22 protein-coding genes are annotated in these 24,335 nt (G+C 62.2%); 1 reads left to right on the forward strand and 21 read right to left on the reverse strand.

The annotated features are described in order from the left end of the window. Positions 1–82 precede the first annotated feature (82 nt). The 14 genes from HELO_RS13240 to kdgD form a co-directional block, all read right to left on the reverse strand. On the reverse strand, positions 83–1,114 hold the full coding sequence (locus tag HELO_RS13240; protein ID WP_013333160.1) for an Ldh family oxidoreductase: 1,032 nt from the start codon (positions 1,112–1,114) through the stop codon (positions 83–85). A gap of 29 nt (positions 1,115–1,143) precedes the next feature. After that, positions 1,144–1,941 (reverse strand): NAD-dependent epimerase/dehydratase family protein, encoded by a 798-nt coding sequence (locus HELO_RS13245; RefSeq protein ID WP_041602141.1) that lies wholly within the window; start codon positions 1,939–1,941, stop codon positions 1,144–1,146. 92 nt (positions 1,942–2,033) lie between these two features. Next, positions 2,034–2,906: an amidohydrolase family protein gene (locus HELO_RS13250; RefSeq protein WP_013333162.1), complete on the reverse strand. Its 873-nt coding sequence runs from the start codon at positions 2,904–2,906 to the stop codon at positions 2,034–2,036. Positions 2,907–2,908: 2 nt separating this feature from the next. Beyond that, positions 2,909–4,045 (reverse strand): mandelate racemase/muconate lactonizing enzyme family protein, encoded by a 1,137-nt coding sequence (locus tag HELO_RS13255; RefSeq protein WP_013333163.1) that lies wholly within the window; start codon positions 4,043–4,045, stop codon positions 2,909–2,911. A gap of 35 nt (positions 4,046–4,080) precedes the next feature. Next, positions 4,081–5,361, reverse strand: a complete 1,281-nt coding sequence (locus tag HELO_RS13260) for a TRAP transporter large permease (protein ID WP_013333164.1) — start codon at positions 5,359–5,361, stop codon at positions 4,081–4,083. 4 nt (positions 5,362–5,365) lie between these two features. Continuing rightward, positions 5,366–5,902 (reverse strand): TRAP transporter small permease, encoded by a 537-nt coding sequence (locus HELO_RS13265; protein ID WP_013333165.1) that lies wholly within the window; start codon positions 5,900–5,902, stop codon positions 5,366–5,368. Positions 5,903–5,972: 70 nt separating this feature from the next. Continuing rightward, positions 5,973–6,974, reverse strand: a complete 1,002-nt coding sequence (locus HELO_RS13270; protein WP_013333166.1) for a TRAP transporter substrate-binding protein — start codon at positions 6,972–6,974, stop codon at positions 5,973–5,975. 301 nt (positions 6,975–7,275) lie between these two features. Next, a complete protein-coding gene (locus HELO_RS13275) occupies positions 7,276–8,853 on the reverse strand; it encodes an aldehyde dehydrogenase (NADP(+)) (protein ID WP_013333167.1) in 1,578 nt (525 codons plus the stop codon). 109 nt (positions 8,854–8,962) lie between these two features. Next, positions 8,963–10,288 carry an enolase C-terminal domain-like protein gene (locus HELO_RS13280; RefSeq protein ID WP_013333168.1) on the reverse strand — a complete coding sequence of 442 codons (1,326 nt, stop codon included), beginning with the start codon at positions 10,286–10,288 and terminating at the stop codon, positions 8,963–8,965. A 31-nt stretch (positions 10,289–10,319) separates the two neighbouring features. Then, complete coding sequence (gene garD / locus HELO_RS13285; protein WP_013333169.1) at positions 10,320–11,888, reverse strand: galactarate dehydratase; 1,569 nt, start codon at positions 11,886–11,888, stop codon at positions 10,320–10,322. Positions 11,889–11,922: 34 nt separating this feature from the next. Next, complete coding sequence (locus HELO_RS13290; RefSeq protein WP_013333170.1) at positions 11,923–13,434, reverse strand: tripartite tricarboxylate transporter permease; 1,512 nt, start codon at positions 13,432–13,434, stop codon at positions 11,923–11,925. A gap of 15 nt (positions 13,435–13,449) precedes the next feature. Then, positions 13,450–13,893 (reverse strand): tripartite tricarboxylate transporter TctB family protein, encoded by a 444-nt coding sequence (locus tag HELO_RS13295; RefSeq protein WP_013333171.1) that lies wholly within the window; start codon positions 13,891–13,893, stop codon positions 13,450–13,452. 101 nt (positions 13,894–13,994) lie between these two features. After that, a complete protein-coding gene (locus HELO_RS13300) occupies positions 13,995–15,047 on the reverse strand; it encodes an ABC transporter substrate-binding protein (RefSeq protein WP_013333172.1) in 1,053 nt (350 codons plus the stop codon). A gap of 48 nt (positions 15,048–15,095) precedes the next feature. Continuing rightward, entirely contained in the window at positions 15,096–16,013 is a 918-nt protein-coding gene (gene kdgD, locus HELO_RS13305) for a 5-dehydro-4-deoxyglucarate dehydratase (protein WP_013333173.1), read from the reverse strand. Between the two features lie 186 nt (positions 16,014–16,199). On the opposite strand from kdgD, the gene HELO_RS13310 reads away from it, so the two are divergent. Continuing rightward, on the forward strand, positions 16,200–17,159 hold the full coding sequence (locus HELO_RS13310) for an AEC family transporter (protein ID WP_013333174.1): 960 nt from the start codon (positions 16,200–16,202) through the stop codon (positions 17,157–17,159). Here the strand turns inward: HELO_RS13310 and HELO_RS13315 are convergent. From HELO_RS13315 to htpG, 7 genes are all read right to left on the reverse strand, one after another. Continuing rightward, complete coding sequence (locus HELO_RS13315; RefSeq protein WP_013333175.1) at positions 17,156–17,476, reverse strand: antibiotic biosynthesis monooxygenase family protein; 321 nt, start codon at positions 17,474–17,476, stop codon at positions 17,156–17,158. The genes HELO_RS13310 and HELO_RS13315 overlap by 4 nt on opposite strands. Further along, positions 17,473–17,709 (reverse strand): hypothetical protein, encoded by a 237-nt coding sequence (locus tag HELO_RS19435; RefSeq protein WP_013333176.1) that lies wholly within the window; start codon positions 17,707–17,709, stop codon positions 17,473–17,475. Before HELO_RS19435 ends, HELO_RS13315 begins: the two co-directional genes overlap by 4 nt. Before the next feature lie 39 nt (positions 17,710–17,748). Next, positions 17,749–17,976: a SixA phosphatase family protein gene (locus HELO_RS19440; RefSeq protein ID WP_321464567.1), complete on the reverse strand. Its 228-nt coding sequence runs from the start codon at positions 17,974–17,976 to the stop codon at positions 17,749–17,751. Beyond that, a complete protein-coding gene (locus HELO_RS13325; protein ID WP_013333177.1) occupies positions 17,969–19,036 on the reverse strand; it encodes an NAD(P)H-dependent glycerol-3-phosphate dehydrogenase in 1,068 nt (355 codons plus the stop codon). Before HELO_RS13325 ends, HELO_RS19440 begins: the two co-directional genes overlap by 8 nt. Positions 19,037–19,140: 104 nt before the next feature. Continuing rightward, complete coding sequence (locus tag HELO_RS13330) at positions 19,141–20,574, reverse strand: NAD(P)(+) transhydrogenase (Re/Si-specific) subunit beta (protein WP_013333178.1); 1,434 nt, start codon at positions 20,572–20,574, stop codon at positions 19,141–19,143. Between the two features lie 16 nt (positions 20,575–20,590). Then, complete coding sequence (locus HELO_RS13335; protein ID WP_013333179.1) at positions 20,591–22,162, reverse strand: Re/Si-specific NAD(P)(+) transhydrogenase subunit alpha; 1,572 nt, start codon at positions 22,160–22,162, stop codon at positions 20,591–20,593. Between the two features lie 208 nt (positions 22,163–22,370). Next, positions 22,371–24,275: a molecular chaperone HtpG gene (htpG, locus tag HELO_RS13340; protein ID WP_013333180.1), complete on the reverse strand. Its 1,905-nt coding sequence runs from the start codon at positions 24,273–24,275 to the stop codon at positions 22,371–22,373. Positions 24,276–24,335 lie beyond the last annotated feature (60 nt).

Here is a 24,335-nt window from a genome sequence, read left to right on the forward strand (position 1 = left end):
CGAAACAGCGCAGGACCATTGCCCCTTACCTCTTTTTCATCATACATCACACTCAAAAATGTTACCGACCATGCCGCCATGATCACGTGCCGGGGCCCTTCGGCTGGCGCAGTCGATCCAGCTCCTGATACAGCGTTGCCGGGATCGTCACGCCAATCTCCCGGCTACGGCGGCGCGCCTCGTGGCGACGCTGCGAAGGAAGTCGCGCCCCCTGTGCCAGCACGCCCTCGAACAGCGCCTCGGCATGCTGCATATGCCGCTCCCGATCCGTGCCCAGCAAGGTAGCGGGATCGATGGCCAGCAGCAGTTCTCCGTGAAAGGGCTTCCCCTGACCATCGGCATTGGCCGGTTGGGTCTCATGGCCCAATAGATCACCGATCAGCGGGCCGGCCAGCAGTTCGATCATGATCGAGAGCGCCGAGCCCTTGTAGCCTCCGAACGTCAGCATCGCACCTTCCAGCGCCGTCGCGGGATCCGTCGTCGGCTCTCCCTGCCGATCGACCGCCCAGCCCTCGGGGATCGCCTCGCCGGCACGACGATGCAGCTCGATTTCGCCGCGCGCCACTACGCTGGTGGCGAAATCGAAGGTATAGGGGAAAGTACCGGGGCGCGGCCAGGAAAAGGCAATGGGATTGGTGCCGAGCAAGGGCGCCTGGCCACCCGCCGGCGCCACGAAGGCATGACTCGGCGTCATCGCCAGCGCAACGAGTCCCTCTTCCGCGAGGGACTCCACTTCAGGCCACAGGGCCGAAAAATGAAAGGCGTTGTTGAGCGCCAGCATGGCGATCCCGTTGGTTCTCGCCTTGTCGATCAGCGCAGGACGCGCCTGCTCGAAGGCCAGCAAGGAACATCCCTGTCGAGCATCGGCACGCACCACGCCAGGGGCGATATCGATGATCTCGGGCGTCGCATCGGGGCTGACACCACCATGATGCAACGTATCGACACAGCCGATCAGCCGATACAGCCCATGGGAATGGCATTCATCGCGCTGTGCCGCGACCACGCTGCGGGTGATGGCACCGGCATGCGCCTCGTCGAAGCCATGCCGGGTAAGCACTTCCCGACTCAGCGCCTCCGCCTCATCCAGCGTCAGAGTGACCGTATCGTCCATTTGGCACCTCTTCTGAAAGGCCGGCTCCCTCAATCGTCCGGGTGACCCTGAGCCGCGAATTTACCGCCCTGATAGACGACCGTCGGATCATCGGGATCGATGGCCCCGGCCTTGGCTTCGACCTCGGCACGCCATGGCTCGGAAGTGTCGCGCGGCGCCCAGCCGAGAAACGAGGACTTGCTGTTGTCCCACCAGGTCTCGTTATTGGCAGAGGCGCCATAGACCACGGTATGGGCCAGTTTGGGAGCCACGAAGGCACGCTCGAGCAGCGCGACGAAGTCCTCGACACTCAGCCAGGTTGCCATCATGCGCGTGTCCGCCGGCTTGGGAAAACATGAGCCGATGCGCACGCTCAGTGTCTCGACGCCGAACTTGTCGTGGTACAGGCTCGCCAGATCCTCCCCGAAACACTTCGAGACCCCATACAGTGAATCGGGACGATGGGGCACTTCGGTGTCGATCTTGGTGGTACGCGAATAGAAGCCGATCGTGTGGTTCGAGCTGGCAAACACGATACGCGGCTTGCCCAGCTTGCGGGCCGCCTCATAGAGGTTGTAGACCCCGATGATGTTCGACTGGAGAATGCCCTCCCAGGGCTTCTCCACCGAGACGCCGCCCAGATGAATGACACCATCACAACCATCGACCAGTTCCTTGACGGCCTGCGCATCGGCCAGATCGCACGGCACGATCTCCTCGTGCTCGGCCGCCTCGCCCAGATCGGCGACATCCGATAACCGCACCTGATGGGCCAGGCGCTCGAGATGCGGACGAATGGCCTTGCCGACACCACCGGCCGCCCCGGTAACCAGAATCCGATTCAGCATCATGTTGCTCCTTTGGTCTCGTCGCGCGATTCCTCTGCTCGGGAATCGTTCTATAGGTTGATGAAAGACTCTCTCCGACAGCCGACGCGCCGTCAGGCCGCCTCGAACCCGTACAACGCCGCCGGATTGTCGACCAGGATCTTGTGCCGCACATCCGGACTGGCCCACTCGACCAGTACATCGAGCTGTTCGGCATCATCCGGGTATTGGGAGCGCGGCACGCCGACATGGGGCCAGTTGCTCCCCCACAGGATGCGCTCCGGGGCATGCTCGATGACACGCCTGGCAATGGCACCGACATCAGCGTAATGGGGGCCACCCTCCAGGCTCGCCTCGTATCCCGCACAGATCTTGAACCAGGCATTGCCGCGATCGAGCAAGCGCAGAAGCTCGTCGACACGCGGATCGTCGGCCGGCACCGGATCCATGAACTTGCCGATATGATCGATGATGTAATCGCCCTCGATGCGGCGCAGCTCATCTCGATAGTCGTCGAGATGGCGGCCATTGAACTGCACCATCAGATGCCACCCCAGCGAGCGGATCCGTCGCTCGACATCGAGCATCCGGTCAATCTTCACGGCACCGCCCGGCAACTGCATGATGCGTGCGCCACGCACGCCGCGTTCATGCCAGGCCTCGAGCTCATGGTCCGGCGTATCCGGCGTCACCACCGCAACGCCTCGGGCCGTCTCGGGCCCCAACTGCGACAGGGCATCGAGCAAGGCGCTGTTATCACACTGGTAAGCATTGGACTGGGTCACCACGACCCGCTCCAGCGACAGGCGACGCTGAACCTGCCGGTAGTCTTCCACTGTGGCCAGTTCGGGGATCGGCGGGCCACCCGGCTGGGCCTGATAGCCCGGCAGATAGAGATGGATATGGCAATCGGTGGCCCCGGGCGGTGCCTGCAAGGCCGGCGCCGCTCCATCCAGCGGTCGAGTGTTGACGGGAATCCCGGACACGATCAGTCCTCCTTCAGCGCATGGTGACGCAGGGCGTCACGATCGATGGCAATACCCAGCCCCGGCCCGTCGGGAATGCGCACGACGCCCGCCTGATGCTCGATGGGCGTTGTAACGACGGCCTGACGGAAAGGATTCTTGGTACGGTCGAACTCCATGATGGGTTCGATCGGCCGACGCCGCGGCGGGTTGGGCGGCAAGGCCGCCATGAACTGCAGGCTGGCGGCGATGCACACCGCCGTTCCCCAGACATGGGGCACCAGGCGCACACCGAACATGGCCGCCATGTCCGCGACACGCCGCATCTCGGAGAAACCGCCCACCCCGCATACATCGGGCTGGGCGATATCCACCGCCCGAGTGGAAAGCGGCTCGAGCATGGCGTAGCGACCATGCCAGTTCTCGCCGCTGGCAACGGGAATCGGCTGTCCTTGTCGAACGGCTCGATAGGTATCGATCTGCTCGGGTAGCACCGGCTCCTCGAACCAGTCGACCCGATACGGCTCGGCACGCCTGCCGACCTCGAGCGCCTCGAGCAGGTCATAACCATGATTGGCGTCGATCATCAGGCGGCGCTCCGGGCCGATCGCTTCCCGGGCGGCGGCGATCGCACGCAGATCCTCCTCGACATCGAAACCGATCTTGATCTTGACGCCATGAAAGCCCTCCCGGGCATATCCGGCGACCTCTTCGGCGACATCCTGGACCCGATCGACGCCATCGCGACGAAACGAGCCAGTGGCATAGGCCCGAACTTCCTCGCGAAAACGACCACCGAGCAGCTCACTGATCGAAGCACCGTAGTGCTTGCCCTTGATGTCCCAGAGTGCGATGTCGATACCGCTCAGGGCCGTCATCGTCAGGCCACGCTGCCCTTGATCGCGCAACCGGTTATAGAGATCGAGCCAGAGCTTTTCGGTCTCCAGGGGGTTGGCCCCTACCAGGGCACCGGCATAAAGCCCTACCACCGTGGCATTGGCCTTGGCCGGCCCCAGGCACTCTCCCCAGCCCACGGTGCCGTCGTCACAGACCACCTCGACCAGGCAATGCTGGCGTCGTTCGAAACGCATCGATGCGCTCTCGAAGGCCTGCTCGAGCTGGTAGTCGAGAATATGCGTATGCACGCTTGCGATCTTCATCGTTGCATCCTGATTGACCGTTATATGAAGAAGCGTTACTCGAAAAAGGACGGCAGCATCAGCGATACCGCGGGCACGTAAGTCACCAGCATCAGCACAGCGAACAAGGCCAGATAGAAAGGCCAGATGGTGCGCACGGCCTGCTCGATCTTGATCTTGCCGATCACGCTACCGACGAACAGGCAGGAACCGACCGGAGGCGTGCACAGCCCCAGCCCCAGATTGATCATCAGAATGATGCCGAACTGGATGGGGTCCATGCCGAACTGGGTCGCTACCGGCAGGAAAATCGGCGTACAGATCAGGATCAACGCCGCCATGTCCATGATCATTCCCAGGCCGAGCAGCAGCAGGTTGAGCATCAATAGAATGACGTAGGGATTGTCCGAGATCGCCAACAGCGCCTCGCTCAACAGCTCCGGCACGCTGTACAGGGCGAGCAGGTAGGAAAAGGCCGAGGCACAGCCCACCAGTATCATCACCAGCGAGGTCGTACGCACCGACTGATAGACGGCCTGCTTGAAGGACTCCCAGCGCAGCTCACGATAGACCAGCCCCGTGACCACGATGGCATAAATGGCACCGAAGGCACCGGACTCCGTCACGGTCAGGATGCCCGACAGGACACCGCCGACGATGATCACGGCCGTCAAAAGACCTGGCAGTGCCGCCGCGAAGCTGATGATCAAAACGTGCCAACCCGGGAACTCTTCACCGGCATAACCGCGCTTCACGGCGACCACATAAGCCGCGACGGCCAGCGCCAGACACATCAGGATGCCGGGCACGATCCCCGCGATGAACAGTTGGGTCACCGAAATGCCCCCGCCTGCGGCCACGGCATAGAGAATCATGTTGTGGCTGGGCGGAATCACCACCCCGGCGACCGATGACGTCACGGTCACATTGACCGCATAGTCGGCGTCATAGCCTTTCTCCTTCATCACCGGCACCAGAATCGACCCCAATGCCGAGGTATCGGCGACCGCCGAGCCGGAAATGCCGCCGAACAGCATCGAAGAAGAGACGTTGACCAGCCCGAGCCCTCCTCGCACGCGACCCACGGCAGCCGATGCCAGGCGCACCAGACGATTGGAAATGCCCCCGTGGAGCATCAGCTCGCCGGCGAGGATGAAGAAGGGAATCGCCAGCAGCGAAAACACGGAAATACCCGACAGGATTCGCTGAAAGCCGACGAAGAGAGGCAAACCTTCATAGATAAAGGTGACGACCGATGCCAGCCCCACGGCAAAAGCCACCGGTGCACCGACGATCAGGCCAAGGAAAAAGACACCAAACAGAATCAGCAGCCCCATGATGTTACCTCCCCAGGTGCGTCACGAGACGCTGAACGATAGTGACGATCGAAAACAGCATCATCAGCAGGCCGCTGACCACCAGAGGGGCAGCACGCCAGCTTTCGGAAAGGCCAATCATCGGAATGGGACGACCGAGATTTTCCAGCACCATGACACCGCCCTGCCAAGCCATGAAGGCACCGAAAAGCATCACGAAGATATCGGCGACATAGCGCATCGCATCTCGCGGCAAGACCGGCAGTCCTTCTCTAATGAACTCGATACTCAGATGTGTCTTGTTACGCACCCCGGCGGCCGCCCCGAGACAGGTGACATAAACGACGATCAACAGCGATGACTGCTCCACCCAGGTCGGTGTGTCGTTGAGGACATAACGACCGAAGACGAGCCATCCGAAGGATGCAATCAGAAAGACCAGCAGTACACCCGAGAAGACGATACAAGCTTGAGCGATCCCATCCAGCAAGGCATCGAAAGAGGATCGTTCCCCAGTATCATCGCTTGCCAAACCGTGGGTATCGTCAGAATAATTGCTCACGAACTGTCATCCTTTAAAGGGCGCCCCGGCGCCATAACCGGCACCGGGGTTTCCGAGAAAATTCACAGGATCATTCCTGAGCGGCCTGTATATCCTTCACCAGGGTTTCTAGCTCCGGGTTTTCCTCGACGAAATCGTCATAGATAGGCTGCATCTTGTCCTGGAAAGCCGCCTTATCGTCGACCTCGTTGATTTCCACACCGGACTCCAGCACCAGCTCGCGACTCTTCTGGGCACGTTCTTCCCACAACTTGCGCTGCTCCTGGGCAGCATTCTCGGCGGCCTCGCGCACGATACCCTGGTCTTCCTCGGACATTTCATCCCAGGTTGACTTGGCAACACACAGGCACTCGGGAAGAATCAGATGCTCGGTCAGCGAGTAATATTTCGCCACTTCATAGTGGCCGCTTGACTCATAGGAGGGATAGTTGTTCTCGGCACCGTCGATGACGCCGGTCTTGAGAGACTGATAGACCTCACTGTAGGCCATGGGAGTGGCATTGCCGCCCAGTTCATCGATCATCTGCACATAGAGATCGTTGTTCATGACACGGAACTTGAGACCATCGACGTCATCGGGCGTCTTCACAGGATGATCGGTGTTGTAAAGACTTCTGGCCCCGGAGCCGAACCAGGAAAGCGCGACAAGATTCTTCTCGGCCAGTGCCTCGGCGAAGCGCCCTCCAATATCCCCATCCATGATCCGATACATATCTTCCGTACTATTGAAGATAAACGGCAACGACAGGATATTGGTCGCCGGAACGATCGGCCCCATCGGTCCCATGTTGAAATTGGCGAAATCCAGGGCACCGCTTCTCGTCTGCTCGATGGCATCCGGCTGAGCCCCCAAGACAGCATTGTGATAAACCTTGGGCTCGATACGGCCCTCGGTTTTCTCGGCGACTTCTTCGGCAAAACTCTCCAGCGCGACGCTATTGGGATAGCTCGGCGGATGAATATTCCAGCCGCGCCATTGTTCCGCCTGTGCAGGCAACGAAACAACCGCCAGTATTCCGGATACCGCTGTCAGTTTCAGGCAGTTGCTGATGATTGTCTTGTTGGTCAGCATGACATTCTCCATCTTAGTGGGACTGGCAGATCTTGTGCTTCTATTGGCCAGCGAGCTGCATTTCAGCGCTCAGGAGTCCAAAAATTCTCTTATAATACATCATATGAATGACAAGCTAGCCATCCCCTTGACGACTGGCAAGTACTCATCGGCCGATTCATACTAAAGTGTTATCAATCCAGAACGGCGACCAGCAAATGGATTGCATGATCGGTACCACTCGACGCCTTGAAAATCGCATAAAAAAGGCGGCCCGAAGGCCGCCGAATACTTACTGCTTGCCAAGTTGAATGTCTTGCTCTCAGGCTTCGCGCTTGCCGTCGACCAGGCGGCTGACGCCGGCCGGGCTGCCATCCTTGAGTGCTTCGGGCAACAGGGCCTCGGGCAGGTTCTGATAGCACACCGGACGCAGGAAGCGGTGGATGGCGGCACTGCCCACCGAGGTGGTGCGTGAGTCCGAAGTGGCCGGATACGGGCCGCCGTGGACCATGGCGTGACACACCTCGACCCCGGTGGGCCAGCCATTGGCCATCACGCGGCCGGCGCGACGCTCGAGGATCGGCAGCAGGCCACGGGCCGTTTCGGCATCGGCATCATCCATCTGCAAGGTGGCGGTCAGCTGACCTTCCAGGTGTTCGGCCACGCGCTTGACCTCGTCCTGATCGGCACACTCGACGACCAGCGAGGTGGCACCGAAGACCTCGGCCTGCAGGGCCTCGTCGGCTAGGAAGTCCTTGGCGGAGGCCACGAACAGACCGGCCTGGCACTGGTTGGCGCCCTCGCCGACCGGCCCGCGGGCCACTTCGCGAGCCTTGTCGCTGGCCACCAGGCTATCGACCCCCTTGTTATAGGCTTCATGAATCCCCGGGGTGAGCATGGTCTGGGCCGCCGCCCCCTTCACCGCCTCGCCGGCGGCTGCCACGAAGGCGTCGAGGCCCTCGCCCTTCTCGGCGATGACCAGGCCGGGGTTGGTGCAGAACTGGCCGGCGCCCATGGTCAGCGAGCCGACGAAGGCCTCACCCAGCGCCGCGGCCCGGGATTTCAGCGCTTCAGGCAGCAGGAACACGGGGTTGATCGAGCTCATTTCGGCATAGACCGGGATCGGCTCGGGACGCGCCTGGGCGGCGGCCATCAGCGCGGTGCCGCCGGAACGCGAACCGGTGAAGCCCACGGCCTTGATGCGGGAATCCTTCACCAGGCCCTGCCCCACTTCGCGCCCAGAGCCATACAGCAGGGAGAAGACACCTTCCGGCAGCTCGCACTTCTGCACCGCGCGCTGAATGGCACGGCCGACCAGCTCGGAAGTTCCCGGATGTGCGGAGTGGGCCTTGACCACGACCGGGCAACCGGCGGCCAGCGCCGAGGCGGTGTCGCCACCGGCCACCGAGAACGCCAGCGGGAAGTTCGAGGCACCGAACACCGCGACAGGGCCCAGGGCGACGTGGCGTTGGCGCAGGTCGACCCTCGGCATCGGCTGGCGATCCGGCAGCGCCGGGTCGATACGCACGTCGAGCCATTCACCGGCACGCACGACGCTGGCGAACAGGCGCAGTTGGCCGCATGTCCGACCGCGCTCGCCCTGGATACGCGCTTGCGGCAGCCCCGATTCCGCCACGGCACGCTCGATCAGCGGCTCACCGATGGCCTCGATCTCATCGGCAATGGTTTCGAGGAAGGTCGCACGGGCTTCGAGGCCGGTCTCGCGATAGGCATCAAAGGCCGCCCAGGCCAGTTCGCAGGCCCGCTCGACTTCGGCCTTGCCACCGGCGGGATAGCCCGGGTCGAGACGCTCGTTGGTGGCGGGGTTCACTGCCTGGATCACAGCGCCTTCAGCCGAGACGGCCTGGGCACCAATCAGTTGCTTGCCTTCGAGTGTCATCATTTCTCTCCTGTCGAGGGAAGCAGTGATACCGCCGGTATGGCCGTATCACTGGAAGTGAGCCGGCGAAGAGGGGGCACCCCGCTCCGCCGGATGGCACGGTGCTGCTTCAGCGCACCAGCGCCGGGCGCTTGGGATCGAATTCCCAGCCCTTGATCAGATACTGCATGGCCATGGCATCGTTGCGCTGGGTGACATCGAGGCGCTTGTACTTTTCGTGAGCCTCCATCAGCTTGTCGTCGTCCAGCTCGACACCAAGGCCCGGCGTGGACGGCACCTTGAGCTTGCCGTCGCGGATCTGGAAAGGATCGGTGGTGATGCGCTGGCCGTCCTGCCAGATCCAGTGGGTATCGATGGCCGTGATCTCGCCCGGGCAGGCGGCGGCCACGTGGGTCATCATGGCCAGCGAGATATCGAAGTGATTGTTGCTGTGCGAGCCCCAGGTCATGCCCCACTCGTTACACAATTCGCCTACCGCCACGGCGCCCTGCATGGTCCAGAAGTGGCAGTCGGCCAGAGGGATATCCACCGAGTTGAGCTGCACCGCCAACTGCAACTGCTTGTAATCGGTCGCAATCATGTTAGTCGCGGTGGGCAGCCCGGTACGCTTCTTGAACTCGGCCATGGTCTCGCGACCGGAGAAGCCGCCTTCCTGGCCACAGGGGTCCTCGGCGTAGCTCAGCAAGTGCTTGATCGGCTCCAGCACGCGCACTGCCTCGTCCAGCTTCCAGGCTCCATTGGGGTCCAGCGTCAGGCGGGCTTCGGGGAAGGCCTCGTGGAGCGCGCGGATGCAATCGGCTTCTTCTTCACCGCGCAGCACGCCACCCTTGAGCTTGAAGTCACGGAAGCCATAGCGCTCATAGGCGGCCTTGGCCAGATTGGCAACGGCCTCGGGCGTCATGGCTTCGCGATAACGCACTTCGTCCCAGGCATCGACCGGGTCGGTGGCCTTCGGATACGGCAGATCGGTCTTGTCGGGATCGCCGAGCAGGAACAGATAACCGAGCGCCTCGACCTCATCGCGCTGGCGACCGTACTGGCCCAGCAGGTCGGCGACCGGCATGCCCAGCGCCTGGCCGAAGAGATCGAACAGCGCCGACTCGATGGCCGTGATGACGTGCACCGCCACCCGCAGATCGAACGTCTGCTGGCCACGCTCTTCCGGCCCTCCCTGAGCCAGCAGGTTGCGTGTCCGGCTCAGCACCTGCTTGACCTCGTTGACCCGCGCGCCTTCTACCAGCGGTCGGCACTTTTCCAGTCCCTTCAGGATTCCGTCACTGGAGGGAATCTCACCGACCCCGCGATTGCCGGACTCGTCTTCCAGCACCAGCACGCAACGGATGAACCAGGGAGCGTGACCACCGCTCAGGTTGAGCAGGAAACCGTCTTCGCCGGCCACCGGCACAATGTTCATCTTGGTGATCTTGGGGAACATGGACTTTGCCTCTTGTGAGAATCGAACGGGTTCAGGTCACCGGCGCCGGATTGAACAGCACCAGGTCGTTGTACAGGCCGAGTCGGTCGGCGGCGACCTGGCGACGGCCACTGGCCACCTCGAGGATCAAGTGGAAGAGTTCCCAGCCCAGTTCCTCGATACTCGCCTCGCCGGTGGCAATACGCCCGGCATCGAGGTCAATCAGGTCATGCCAGCGGCGCGCCAGGGTGGAATTGCTCGACACTTTGATCACCGGCGTCATCGGCAGGTTGTAGGGCGTGCCGCGCCCGGTGGTGAAAACCTGCAGGTTCATGCCGGCAGCGGCCTGCAGGGTGCCACAGATGAAGTCACTGGCCGGGGTGGCAGCGAAGGTCAGGCCCCGCTTGCGCAGCCGCTCTCCCGGGCCGATGACATCGACGATCGGCGAGTCGCCGGACTTGATGACCGAGCCCAACGCTTTCTCGACGATGTTGGAAAGCCCGCCTTTCTTGTTACCGGGCGAGGTATTGGCGCTACGGTCCGCCTGCCCCTGGGAGAGATAGTCGTCGTACCAGGCCATTTGATCGACCAGCGCCTGGCCGACCGAGCGGTCCACCGCTCGCGGCGTCAGCAAGTGGATGGCATCGCGTACCTCGGTGACCTCGGAGAACATCACGCTGCCCCCGGCACGCACGATCAGATCGGTGGCGAAGCCCACGGCCGGATTGGCGGTCAACCCGGAAAAGGCGTCGCTACCGCCACATTGCATGCCCACCCTCAGCTCGGACACCGGACAGGTCTCGCGACGACGACGATCGAGACGCTCGAGGTGACGCTCGGCCATGGCCATGATGCCATCGATCATTTCCTCGAACCCCTGGAAGGATTCGTCCTGCAGGCTCAACACATTGGCCTCGGGATCGGCAGACTCGGTGTTCTCGTACACCTTCACCGGCCGATCCTCGACCAGGGTCGAGGGCTGCAGTTTCTCGCAACCGAGCCCGATGACCATGACCTCATCGCCGAAATTGGGGTTCTGGGCCAGGTGCTTGAGAGTGCGGATCGGGATCACCGCGGCCGGTGCATTGATTGCCACGCCGCAGCCATAGCTGTGGTTGAGCCCCACCACGTCATCGACGTTGGGGAAGCGCGGCAGCAGCTCGCGCTTGATACGCTGGACCACATGGTCGATGGTGCCCGCCACGCACTGCACGCTGGTGGTGATGCCCAGCACGTTCTTGGTGCCAACGCTGCCATCAGCATTGCGGAAGCCCTCGAAGGTGTAGCCCTCCAGCGGAGCCACTTCTGGGGCGGAGCGCGTCGCCAGCGGCAAGTCCTCCAGCGCCGGCGGCGTGGGCATGTGCAGATTGGTCTCGTTGACGTGGCCGCCCTGCGGGATGGCCGTGGCTGCCGTACCGATGACCTCGCCGTAGCGGATCACCTCGTCGCCCTCAGCCAGCGCCACCAATGCCACCTTGTGGCCCTGAGGCACCTTGGCCTTCAACTCGATGCCATCGTCGAGGCGCTCGCCAGCGGCCAGGCCACCCTGGCCGACGACCACCGCGACGTTGTCACGCGGATGGATGCGGATTACCCGAGGAGCCGATGTTGAATGTGTCATGACCAGGCCTCGTGGTTGTGCGGATGACAGGAATTCATGAGGAAGTCTCCAGGCGACGCTTGGCGCGGCTCTTCATCCCCATCACCAGGGAGAAGGCCACAGACGCGGCGATCAGCAGCCAGAGCACCACGGCAATGGGGCTCTTGGTGAAGAAGATCGAGTAGGTGCCGAAGGACTCCAGACTCTTCACGAAGTAGACTTCCGCCTGACCACCGAGAATGAAGCCGATGATAAGCGGCGCGACCTCGAGCCCAACCTTCTGGATCAGGTAGCCCAGCACGCCGAAGATCAGCAGGGTCCAGACGTCGAACATGATGCCGTAATTGATCGCGTAGGCGCCGACCACACACATCATCACGATGATCGGGTAGAGGATGTACTTGGGCACCAGCACCACCTTGGCGATGTGCTTGATGGCATAGAACATCAGGAAGAACATCACGAAATTGGCGAACACCAGGGCGATCATCATCACGTACCAGGTGTCGGCGTTCTCCGGGATGAACAGCGGGCCAACCTGAATGCCCTGCAGGGTGAAGGCGCCGATCAGGATCGCGGTGGTGGAATCGCCCGGGATGCCGAGCGACAGCAGCGGGATCAGCGCGCCGCCGGTCAGGGCATTGTTGGCGGACTCGGAGGCAATCAGGCCCTGGGGTGCGCCCTTGCCCATCTCGCTGGAATCGCGGGAGAGGTTACGCTCCTGGGTGTAGGCCAGCACCGAGGCAGCGCTGCCGCCGACGCCCGGCAGCATGCCGACGAAGGTACCGATGAAGGACGAGCGTACCAAATTGGTCAGCCGTCCCCTGAAGATACCGAAGGAGAAGCCGCTCCCCTTGCCGAATTTGATGTTCTTGCCGGCCAGGCCGCTCTTCACGCCCTCCTCGGCCTCCAGCAGGATGGTAGCGATGCCGAAGATACCGATCAGCACCGGCAGCAGGGAGAAGCCCTCGAACAGGTACGGCTCGAGGAAATCGAACATCAAGCGGGTATGGCCGTTGCCGCCGTCCGAGATGCTGTAGGTGCCGATCAGGCTCAGCCAGATGCCCAACACGCCGCTGAAGATACCCACCAGCATGTTGCGTGACATGGAGGCGATGACGGTCAGGGCCAGCAGGATGATCAGAAACTTCTCGACGTAGGAGAACTTGATCGAGAACTCGGCCAGCATCGGCGCGAACAGGAACAGCACGATGGCGCTGATGAGGCCACCGATCAGCGAAGCCACCACACAGACCCTCAAGGCACGCTCGCCCTCGCCCCTCTGGGCCATGGGAAAACCATCGAAGGTGGTGGTGATCGAGGATGGCGTGCCAGGGATGTTGAGCAGCACCGCCGGCACCATGCCGCCGGAGATGCCCCCCACATAGAGCCCCAGCAACAGAGCCAGACCATGATTGAGACCGAGCGCGTAGGTCAGCGGCAGACACACCGCCACGGCCATGGTAGCGGTCATCCCGGGGATAGCCCCGAAGATGATCCCGACCAGGGCCCCCAGGGCTGCCAGCAGGAAGAAGGTGATATCGAGTAATGACAGGATATCGAACATGAAAATATGTCTCCGCTACGGCAGGGTGATCTGGAACAGCTTGGCGAGGATGAACCACGCCAGGCTCGGCGCCACGAGTGCGTTGATGGCAGCCGTGATGACCTTGCGCTTGGTCCTGGTGTGCATGTACATCAGCGACATCAGGAAAAGGAAAGCCATCGATACAAACAGGAAGCCGTAGCCCGTATAGGGAAAGAGGTTGCCGACCACCGACATCAGATAGAAGTAGACGACGATCAGCACCAGGGTTCCGAAAAAACGGAACTTGTCCATGGACTCGCCCAGGATCGGCAGCGTCCGCTCCCCTCGCCTTACGGCGGCAAGGAAAGGCGCCACGTTAAACACCAGGATCACGGCGAACAGCCCACCCATCAGCCAGTGAATGATATGGGGAAAGAACAGATGGGAGGTCTCGAAGTCGATCGAGACGCTCAACAGGGATGACAGTCCTGATTCCATGGCGGCTCCGGTAAAGGCTCTCGTCAGGCGGCCTTTCGATCGTTATGGGGACAAAGCAATAGCCGCGAGCGCCAGCGGGTCTCCCCGCCGGCGATACCGCCTTACTGGATGTTGGTGATGATGTCCTCGTAGACGGACATCTTGGTCTCCAGGTATTCAGCGGCTTCATCAGACGGCTTGAAGTTGGGGATGAAGAAGGAGTTCTTCTGGGTTTCCTGGATCTCGCCCTCGGCATAGATCTCGGTGAGCGCCTGATCGATCTGGTCGACGATGGCCTGATCCATGTCCTTGTTGTAGAGGAAGAAGAATTCCTTATCGAAAGTGAAATTGTCGCCGTTGCCCATGGGTACGGAGACATTGGGCTCGACGTACTGCAGCAGCTGCTCACGAGTGGTCTGGCCGAGGCCGTCTTCCGGCGCCTGCTCGATGGTGCTGTTGCGTGCCGTGAGCCAGAGGAAGCGCATGGCCTTCTGATCATCTTCGGGCAGGCGAGTGTACTGTTCGTTGGCCTGTACGGTGCCGTTGATCATGTCAGCCTGGTCGTCAAAGAGCTGCTGGTTCTTGTCAGCCTGAGAACCCGTGTTGACGGCCACCAGGTTGTCCTCCATGCCCGGATGCTCGATGGCGATGGCGTTCTTCAGCGCACTGAAGCCGATCTCCGAGACTCCCCCAGGCTGGATGGCGACGCGTACCTCTTCGCCGTTACCCACCGCCTCGATCACGTCATTCAGGGTCTGGTAAGGCGAGTCCTTGGGTACCAGATAAGCGTTACCGGGGTTGATGGCGACGGTCGGCCCGATGGTGTACTTCTCGAAGATGTCGTCATACCCCTGAACACCGTACAGGTGCCCGAGGTAGGACTGATCGTGGAAGATCATCAGGGTGTTGCCGCGGGAATCGCGATCCAGGAAGCGGAACGCCGAGCTCGCGCCGACGGCATCCACCTTCATGTTGATATCGAGGTGTTCGGCCAGGGCATCGGCGACGATACTGGAGTTCTGATAGGTATCGCCCCCGGTGGAGGTCGAGCCGATCACCACGCGGACGTTGCCGCGCAGCGGGCCATCAGCGGCCATGGCGGCGGCGCTGCCGAAGGCCATACCGGCCATTAGCACAGAGGTTCCAAGTGTCTTGTAGATGCTGGGCATGCTCATGAAATTCACCTCTTCGCTGTCATTGTTGAGTTGGGTGAAGGTGGACTCTCAGAAGCCCTTGGCGACTTCGACCAGAGATTCCAGTCGAGCTCGCTCCTCGGCACTGGGCATCTCGAGTGGCGCGCGTACGCTACCGGAGGGACGCCCAATGATCTCGGTGCCGGCCTTGATCAGGCTGACCGCATAGCCGGCCTTGTTGTCGCGCAGATCGACGAAAGGCAGGAAGAACTCGCGTGAGATGCGTCGCACCGTATCGCTATCGCCAGCCCGCAGTGCCTTGTAGAAGGTCACCGCCATATCCGGCACGAAGTTGAACACCGCGCTGGAGTAAGTATTCACTCCGACGGCCAGGTACGCTTCGGCCATGATCTCGGCGGTGGGCACGCCGCCCACGTAGGCAAGTCGATCGCCGACGGTCTTGATGATCCGGTTCAGGGCCTGCATGTCGCCCTTGCCGTCCTTGAGACCGATCAGGTTGGGGCAGGCATCGGCCAGACGCTGCACCGAGGCTGGTTTCATCACGCCATTGCCGCGGTTGTAATAGATCACGCTGATGGAGATCGAGTCACAAATCTGGCGTGCATACTCGACCAGGCCGTCCTGGGGGCATTCCGTCAGATAAGGCGGCATCAGCAGGATACCGTCGGCGCCCTCCTCCTCGGCGATCCTGGCGAAGGCGCTGCCCGTGGCCACGCTGAGGCCAGCGCTGGCGATCACCGGCAGCTTGCCGTCGACCACCTTCACCGCCAGGCGTACGATCTCCCGGAACTCGTCCTGGGAGAGGTTGAAGAACTCCCCGGTCCCCCCGGCGACGAACACCGCCGAGATCTCGTGGCTGATGAACCACTCCAGTCGCCGGCTGTAGCTCTCGGCATCGAAGCGCCCCTCGGCATCGAAATCGGTGACCGGGAAGGACAGCAACCCGTCGCTGATCGCCTGTTTGACATCTTCGCGTGTAAAGTTCACCTGATCGTCCCCTTGTTCTGCCTCACGGTGACATGAGGCACTCAAGACCTCATGTAATACATCATACAAATGACAAGCTAAACGGCACTGCAATGACTGACAAGCAATCACATGGTAAAATTAAACTAAAGTTTTAGCTCTTGAGTATCCCCGAGGACGGGGTCAGAACCGACACAGGATGTCCGCATGTCCCTGATCGATATTTTCCTCGGCACTCTCGGCATCACCCTTCCCGTCTTCGCCATGGTGTTCATCGGCATCGGTCTCAAGCGCCTGGGCTGGATCGATCAGGCCTTCGTCAACACCGCTTCCAGGCTGGTCTTCCGGGGCACTCTGCCGACTCTCATCTTCCTGAGCCTGATCGGCGCGGATCTGGAAAACACCTTCAACCCCTGGTTGCTCGTCTTCTTCGCCCTGGCGACCCTGGCCAGTTTCCTGTTGTCCTGGGCGTGGTCGACTTGGCGCCATCCCCGTCACCTGCGCGGTGTCTACGTCCAGGGGGCGTTTCGTGGCAACTGCGGCATCGTCGGCATGGCCCTGGCCAGTGGCATGTACGGCGAGGCCGGGCTGTCCATTGGCGGGCTGCTGCTGGGCGTAGTGATCCTGACCTATAACGTTCTGTCGGTGGTCGTGCTCAGCTTCTACCGACCGAGGGAAAACGGTGCACGGCAAGTCCAGTGGCGAAGCATCGCCAAGCATATCCTGACCAATCCCTTGATCCTGGCCGTCCTGCTGGCCACGCCCCTGGCACTGCTCGAGGTTCGGTTACCGCACTGGCTGGCCACCACCGGGGACTATTTCGCCTCGCTGACGCTCCCGCTGGCCCTGATCTGCATTGGTGCCACCCTATCGACCCGCGCCCTGAAGAAGGGATATGGACCCGCACTGGGCGCCAGCACCTGGAAGATGGTCGGCATTCCCTTCATGGCCACAGCGGCGGCCTGGTCACTTGGCTTCGAAGGGCGCGAACTGGGCGTGATGTTCCTGTTCTTCGCCAGCCCCACAGCGGCGGCGGCTTTCGTCATGGCCAAGGCGATGGGCGGCGACGAAACGCTCACCGCCAACATCATCGCCCTCACCACACTGATGGCGAGCATCACGATCACGGCCGGCGTCTTTGTCCTGCGCGTGGCGGGGTTGATCTAGACGTTCGCGGCAGTATCAGTGCCCTCCACCACCTCGAATTGCTCGAGGCCACCGCCCTCAGCTGTCGCCTCGGGCGGCATCGGGTTGGCGTGGGCTCGCTTGAAGTCGTCGCTGCCCACCCAGGTACGAAAGGCCTCCTGGCTTTCCCACTCGGTCTCGACGACATAGGGAGCCTGGTTGCCCTGCGGGCGCAGCACCCGCATGGCAACGAAGCCGGGCTGCTTGTCGATCTCGCCGGCACGGGCGCGAAAACGAGCCTCGAATTCGGCCTCGTAGCCAGGATTCACATGGACACGGTTATTGACGATGAAGCTCATGATCGAATGACTCCGGATCGTGGGAGATCGTCGGGCATGGTGAGGCGAGTCAGGCGTGCGCAGCCGGCCGCCGGCACGTCGGCGACCAGTTCGGCGATACCGGCGGTGGGCAGGCCAAGGCCATGGTCGCTGCGGCCTTCCACCAGCAACCCGGCCAGGGCGCCGACCAGCGGCATGTGACTGACCAGCATGATGGGCGTTTCGGGCGGCGACTCCAGCAGCCAGTCAAGCACCGCGCCGGGCGGATCGTCGGGGGTAATCAGCGACAGGGACTACGCGGTCACTCCCAAGGCGTCGGCAATGTGCTCAGCGGTCTGCTGGGCACGACGATACGGGCTCGTCAGCAAGCGCAACCGAGACAGATCCAGGTCATCGCGTCCGGCCAGCCAGGCCGCCATGCGGGCCGCCTCGCGATGGCCCCGGTCCGTCAGTTCACGCGCAGGGTCGGGACTTCCCGCTCTCGCCTCGCCATGGCGCATGATCAACAGGGTTTCAGCCATTCTCGTCTCCGGAATCTCGGTGATCGCGCTGCACATTCTCCCTGGATAAGACGAATTCCACGTCGCTGCTCTGTTCGCCCAGCATCAGCAGACGCGCCATGTCCCTGGCCGGCACATCCCGGAACAGCACTTGATAAAGTCCTTCGGCAAGCGGCATGTAGACGCCTTCCTGCCGAGCCATGTCACGCACCAGTCGTACCGTGTTGACGCCCTCGGCCACCTGGCCGAGCGATTCGATTGCCTCGTCGAGGTTGCGCCCCTCGCCCAGGGCGAAGCCTACGCGATAGTTGCGCGACAGGTTCGACGAGCAGGTAACGATGAGATCGCCCACGCCGGCGAGTCCCAGAAAGGTCATGGGGTTGGCGCCCTGGGCCACGGCGAAGCGGCTCATCTCGGCCAGCGCCCGCGTCATCAGCATGCTGCGGGTGTTCTCCCCCATGCCCAGTGCTGCCGCCATCCCCGCGGCGATGGCATAGATGTTCTTCAGGGCACCGCCAAGCTCCACGCCATAGCGGTCGTTGCTGGCATAGACGCGAAAATAGTCGCATCCCAGCGCGGTCTGGACGCGGGTTCGGGTCAAGGGATCATGGCTGGCGATCACCGTGGCGGTCAGTTGGCGCTCGGCGACCTCGGAGGCCAGGTTGGGCCCCGAGAGCACCCCGATATGCCGGCCGCCAGTTTCCTCCTCCAGGATCTGGCTCATCAGCTTGAAGCCCTCTTCCTGGATGCCCTTGGTAGTACTGACCAGAATGCATTCCGGATCCAGCCAGGGGCGCGCCTGGCGTACCACGTCGCGAAATCCCTTGGAAGGAATCGCCACCAGCACCAGGCCCGAGCCCTCGAGCGCTTCACTCAGTTGAGTATATGCCGATACAGCGGGGTTGATGGCGTAATCGGGGAGATAACGGCCATTGCGGTGTTCACGATTGATCTGTGCGGCGAGTTCGGGATCGCGCAGCCACTGACGCACCTCGAAGCCATTGTCGGCGGCGATACTGGCGAGCGCGGTACCGAAACTGCCACCGCCAAGCACCGTCACCCTGTTGCACTCGTCAGACATGGTCATCCCAGGCAGAAAATGATGCTGGGATTGTAACGAAAAACGCCCCGGGACGGGGCGTTGAAAATACGCTGAAACGGGCCGACACCTGCCGGCCCGATCGCTCACTCGATCAGCGGCACCAGGGTATCGATGCTCGAACGGGCGTCGCCGTAGAGCATGCGCGTGTTCTCCTTGAAGAACAGCGGGTTCTCGATACCGGAGTAACCGGTTCCCTGACCTCGCTTGCAGACGAAGACCTGCTTGGCTTCCCAGACCCGCAGCACCGGCATGCCGGCGATGGGGCTGTTGGGGTCCTCCTGGGCAGCCGGATTGACGATATCGTTGGAGCCGATGACGATCACCACATCGGTATCGGCGAAGTCGTCGTTGATCTCGTCCATTTCCAGCACGATGTCGTAAGGCACCTTGGCCTCGGCCAGCAGCACGTTCATGTGCCCCGGCAAGCGCCCCGCCACGGGATGGATGCCGAAGCGCACGTCCTTACCGGCGCTGCGCAGCTTGCGGGTCAGTTCGCTCACGGCGTTCTGCGCCTGGGCCACCGCCATGCCATAGCCCGGCACGATGATCACGCGGTCGGCATCGTTCAGAGCGCTGGCCACGCCACCGGTATCGATGGCCACCTGTTCGCCTTCGATCTCCGCGGCCGGTCCCTGACTGCCGCCGAAGCCTCCCAGAATCACGTTGATGAAGTTGCGGTTCATCGCCTTGCACATGATGTAGGAGAGGATGGCACCCGAGGAACCCACCAGAGCACCGGTGACGATCAGCAGGTCATTGGAGAGCGTGAAGCCGATGGCTGCCGCCGCCCAACCGGAATAGCTGTTGAGCATCGACACCACCACCGGCATGTCGGCGCCGCCGATGCCCATGATCAGGTGATAACCGATGAACAAGGCCAATGCGGCCAGCAGCAACAGCGTCCAGAAACCGGCGCCGTTCAGGTAGAGAATGGCCAGCAGCAGTGCCAGCACCGCCGCACCGGCATTGAGCAGATGCCCACCGGGCAGCTGACGCGGCTTGCCATCGACCTTGCCGGCCAGCTTGCCGAAGGCGATTACCGAACCGGTAAAGGTCACCGCGCCGATGAAGACCCCCAGTACCACCTCGATCTGCAGGAAGGTCAGCTCTGCCGGCGTCTTTTCGGCAACCAGGGCGGCAAAGGCCGAGAAGCCCTCGCTGGCGCCATCGGCGGCCAGTACGCGACGACGTTCCAGATCGGCATTGAAGCCGACGAACACCGCCGCCAGGCCGACGAAACTGTGCAGCGCCGCCACCAGCTGCGGCATCTCGGTCATGTCGACCTTCTTCGCCACATAGACGCCGATACCGGCCCCGATGATCATCATCGGTACCATCCACCAGTAGCCGCCGATCCCTGGCCCGAAGGCGGTGAACAGCACGGCCACGGCCATACCGACGATGCCGTACCACACCGCGCGCTTGGCCTTTTCCTGGTTACTCAACCCCCCGAGCGAGAGGATGAACAATACACTCGCCGCGATCGCCGCGGCGGACACGAATCCTTGACTCAACATGGTGTCTCCCCGCGGCTTATGATTTCTGGAACATGGCCAGCATCCGGCGTGTCACCAGGAAGCCGCCCACGATATTGATGGTCGCGATCAGTACCGAAATCGCCGCCAGCAGCCCCACCAGGACGCTGCCCGAACCGATCTGCAGTATCGCCCCCAGCACGATGATGCCGGAGATCGCATTGGTCACTGCCATCAACGGGGTATGCAGGGAATGGCTCACGCCCCAGATGACCTGGAAGCCGACGAAACAAGCCAGCACGAAGACGATGAAGTGCTGCATGAAGGAGGTCGGCGCCACCTGGCCGAGCAGCAGCATCAGCGCACCACCAACGGCGAGCATGCCCACCTGACGCTTGGTCTGGGTGACGAAGGCGGCGTGCTCGGCGGCCTTCTTCTCCTCCGGGGTCGGCTCCTTCTCCTTGGGCTTCGGCTTGGCCGCCCCGATGGCCTGCACCTTGGGCGGCGGCGGCGGGAAGGTGATCTCGCCCTCGTACGCCACCGTGGAGCCGCGGATGACATCGTCCTCCATGTCGTGATGGAGCTGGCCATCCTTCTCCGGAGTGAGGTCGGTGAGCATGTGACGGACGTTGGTGGCATACAGCAGCGAGGCCTGCGTCGCCATCCGCGAGGGAAAGTCGGTGTAGCCGACGATGACCACGCCGTTGTCGGTCACGATGCGCTGGTCGGGCTCGGTGAGATCGCAGTTGCCGCCCCGCTCGGCGGCCAGGTCGACGATCACGGAACCCGGCTTCATGGCCTTGACCATGTCCTCCAGCCACAGCTTGGGTGCCGGCTTGCCCGGAATCAGGGCCGTGGTGATGACGATGTCCACGTCCGGAGCCTGCTCGCGGAACAGCGCGAGCTGCTTCTCGCGGAACTCGGGGCTGGAAGGCTTGGCATAACCACCGCTTTCCGAGCCATCCTCGGCATCATCGAAGTCGAGGAACAGGAATTCGGCGCCCATCGACTCGATCTGCTCGGCCACCTCGGGCCGCACGTCGAAGGCGCGCACCACCGCCCCCAGGCTGGTGGCGGTACCGATAGCGGCCAGCCCGGCCACCCCGGCGCCAACCACCAGCACCTTGGCCGGCGGCACCTTGCCCGCTGCGGTCACCTGGCCGGTGAAGAAACGCCCGAACTGATTGCCCGCCTCGATCACCGCCCGATAACCGGCAATATTGGCGGTGGAAGACAGGGCGTCCATCTTCTGGGCCCGGGAAATGCGCGGCACCATGTCCATGGCGATGACATTGGCACCGGTGGCACGGCAACGCTCCAGCAGTTCCTCGTTCTGGGCCGGCCAGAAGAAGGAAATCAGCGTCTTGCCCTGCCGCAGGCGCCCGGCCTCTGCATCGGAAGGCTCGCGCACCTTGATGACGACATCGGCCGCTTCCCACAGCGCCTCGGCACCTTCGATCACTTCGACGCCGGCCTCGCGATAGGCCGTGTCGTCGAATCCGGCCGCCGCTCCGGCGCCGGTTTCCACCAAGCATGTGTGTCCAAGCTTCTGGAGATGCTGGGCGCTCTCCGGGGTCAGCGCGACACGCGCTTCCCCTTCAGCGCACTCCTTGGGTGCACCAATCTTCACGTTGGATCTCCCCTTTCAGGTTTATCGTTATTCACGACTCGAGCCGGCTATCATTACCTGAGACGGGATCCTTTCTCAAGGCGATGACGTCGATGCCATCGTCGACGACGTTCCTGAAGGGCCGGTCGAACCACCGCCCAGACACGACACGACCCCGCCTTGGCGGGGTCGTGCGTGTTACTGAAGTTTTTTCGACTTGACGTCTACGTCAAGCACTCAGCAACGTATTGAGGCGCTTGACGTACGCTGCAGGATCGTCGAGGTGACCACCCTCGGCGATGACGGCCTGGTCGAGCAGGATCCGCGCCAGGTCCTCGAAGCCTTCGCCCTCGGCCGATTCGAGTCGGGTCACCAGGGCATGCTCGGGATTGAGCTCGAGGATCGGCTTGACCTCGGGCAGCGGCTGACCGGCGGCTTCCATGATGCGACGCATCTGATAGCCCATTTCGTGTTCGGGCAGCACCACACAGGCCGGGGAATCGGTAAGGCGATGGGTCACCTTGACCTCCTGCACCGCCTCGCCCAGCGCTTCCTTGACGCGCTTGACCAGATCTTCCTTGGCCTTGGCGGTCTCTTCCTGGGCCTTCTTCTCTTCCTCGTCCTCGACCTCGCCGAGATCGAGGTCGCCCTTGGCCACATCGACGAAGGACTTGCCTTCGAACTCGGTGAGGTGGCTCATCAGCCACTCATCGATACGGTCGTGGAGCAGCAGGACCTCGATGCCCTTCTTGCGGAAAATCTCCAGGTGCGGGCTGTTCTTGGTCGCATTGAAGCCATCGGCAACGATGTAGTAGATCTTCTCCTGGCCTTCCTTCATGCGCCCGATGTAATCGGCCAGTGACTGGTCCTGGGTGGCGCTGTCGGTATGGGTGGTGGAGAAGCGCAGCAGGCCGGCGATCTTCTCGCGGTTGGCGTGATCCTCCGCCGGACCCTCCTTGAGCACGCTGCCGAAGGTATTCCAGAACGTCTGGTAGGCTTCGTCGTCCTTGGCCAGCTTCTTGAGCATGTCCAGGGAACGCTTGGTCAGCGCCGACTTGATCTTGTCGACCTGCGGGTCCTGCTGGAGCAGCTCGCGGGAGACGTTGAGCGACAGGTCGCGCGTATCCAGCACGCCCTTGATGAAGCGCAGGTAAAGCGGCAGGAACTGCTCGGCATCGTCCATGATGAAGACGCGCTGCACATAGAGCTTCACGCCACGGGCGCCATCACGCTCGTACAGGTCGAAGGGCGCGCGGCTCGGCACGTACAGCAGGCTGGTGTACTCCAGCTTGCCCTCGACCTTGTTGTGGCTCCAGGTCAGCGGATCGGAGAAGTCATGGGCCACATGCTTGTAGAAGGCCTTGTACTCCTCGTCATCGATCTCCGACTTGGGCCGGACCCAGAGCGCAGTGGCCTCGTTGACGGTTTCCCAGGTCGTGGTCTCGCTGCCCTCGATCTCGTTGCCCTCTTCGTCGCGGGCCTTCTCGACCTTGGGCATGCGCACCGGCACGTCGATGTGATCGGAGTACTTGCGCACCAGACTCTTGAGCCGGAAGTCATCGGCGAACTCGCGGGCATCCTCCTTGAGGTGCAGCACGATCTCGGTGCCATGACGCTCGAGCTCGATATCCGCCACGCTGAACTCGCCCTCGCCCTGAGAGCGCCACTCGACACCGTCGCCAGCGTCGGTGCCCGCCTTGCGGGTACGCACCGTGATGTCGTCGGCGACGATGAAGCCGGAGTAGAAGCCGACACCGAACTGGCCGATCAGCTTGGCGTCCTTCTGCTGCTCGCCGGACAGCTGCTTGAGGAACTCGGAAGTGCCACTGCGGGCAATGGTGCCGAGATTCTCGATCACCTCGTCGCGGGTCATGCCGATGCCATTGTCGCGCAGCGTGATGGTCCCGGCATCCTGATCATGCTCGATCTCGATGCGCAGGTCGCTGTCGCCTTCGAAGATGGCATCGTTGTCCAGCGCCTCGTAGCGCAGCTTGTCGCAAGCATCGGCGGCGTTGGAGATCAACTCGCGCAAAAAGATTTCCCTGTTGGAGTACAGGGAGTGAATCATCAGGTGCAACAGCTGTTTGACTTCGGTCTGGAAGCCAAGCGTTTCCTCATGGGTGGCAGTGGTCATCGATCTCGGACCCCTTTCTCGACATGACAGTGGTGGCGGTGGCAACGGCCACCAGTGGAT

The organism is Halomonas elongata DSM 2581 (assembly GCF_000196875.2).
Taxonomy (GTDB): Bacteria; Pseudomonadota; Gammaproteobacteria; order Pseudomonadales; family Halomonadaceae; genus Halomonas; species Halomonas elongata.

Coding starts and splice junctions, on each gene's coding strand:
- HELO_RS13240 (WP_013333160.1), bottom strand. CDS start 1,114: ATGGACGATACGGTCACTCTGACGCTGGATGAGGCGGAGGCGCTGAGT.
- HELO_RS13245 (WP_041602141.1), bottom strand. CDS start 1,941: ATGCTGAATCGGATTCTGGTTACCGGGGCGGCCGGTGGTGTCGGCAAG.
- HELO_RS13255 (WP_013333163.1), bottom strand. CDS start 4,045: ATGAAGATCGCAAGCGTGCATACGCATATTCTCGACTACCAGCTCGAG.
- HELO_RS13260 (WP_013333164.1), bottom strand. CDS start 5,361: ATGGGGCTGCTGATTCTGTTTGGTGTCTTTTTCCTTGGCCTGATCGTC.
- HELO_RS13270 (WP_013333166.1), bottom strand. CDS start 6,974: ATGCTGACCAACAAGACAATCATCAGCAACTGCCTGAAACTGACAGCG.
- HELO_RS13275 (WP_013333167.1), bottom strand. CDS start 8,853: ATGACACTCGAAGGCAAGCAACTGATTGGTGCCCAGGCCGTCTCGGCT.
- HELO_RS13280 (WP_013333168.1), bottom strand. CDS start 10,288: ATGTTCCCCAAGATCACCAAGATGAACATTGTGCCGGTGGCCGGCGAA.
- garD (WP_013333169.1), bottom strand. CDS start 11,888: ATGACACATTCAACATCGGCTCCTCGGGTAATCCGCATCCATCCGCGT.
- HELO_RS13290 (WP_013333170.1), bottom strand. CDS start 13,434: ATGTTCGATATCCTGTCATTACTCGATATCACCTTCTTCCTGCTGGCA.
- HELO_RS13295 (WP_013333171.1), bottom strand. CDS start 13,893: ATGGAATCAGGACTGTCATCCCTGTTGAGCGTCTCGATCGACTTCGAG.
- HELO_RS13300 (WP_013333172.1), bottom strand. CDS start 15,047: ATGAGCATGCCCAGCATCTACAAGACACTTGGAACCTCTGTGCTAATG.
- HELO_RS13310 (WP_013333174.1), top strand. CDS start 16,200: ATGTCCCTGATCGATATTTTCCTCGGCACTCTCGGCATCACCCTTCCC.
- HELO_RS13315 (WP_013333175.1), bottom strand. CDS start 17,476: ATGAGCTTCATCGTCAATAACCGTGTCCATGTGAATCCTGGCTACGAG.
- HELO_RS19440 (WP_321464567.1), bottom strand. CDS start 17,976: ATGGCTGAAACCCTGTTGATCATGCGCCATGGCGAGGCGAGAGCGGGA.
- HELO_RS13325 (WP_013333177.1), bottom strand. CDS start 19,036: ATGTCTGACGAGTGCAACAGGGTGACGGTGCTTGGCGGTGGCAGTTTC.
- HELO_RS13330 (WP_013333178.1), bottom strand. CDS start 20,574: ATGTTGAGTCAAGGATTCGTGTCCGCCGCGGCGATCGCGGCGAGTGTA.
- htpG (WP_013333180.1), bottom strand. CDS start 24,275: ATGACCACTGCCACCCATGAGGAAACGCTTGGCTTCCAGACCGAAGTC.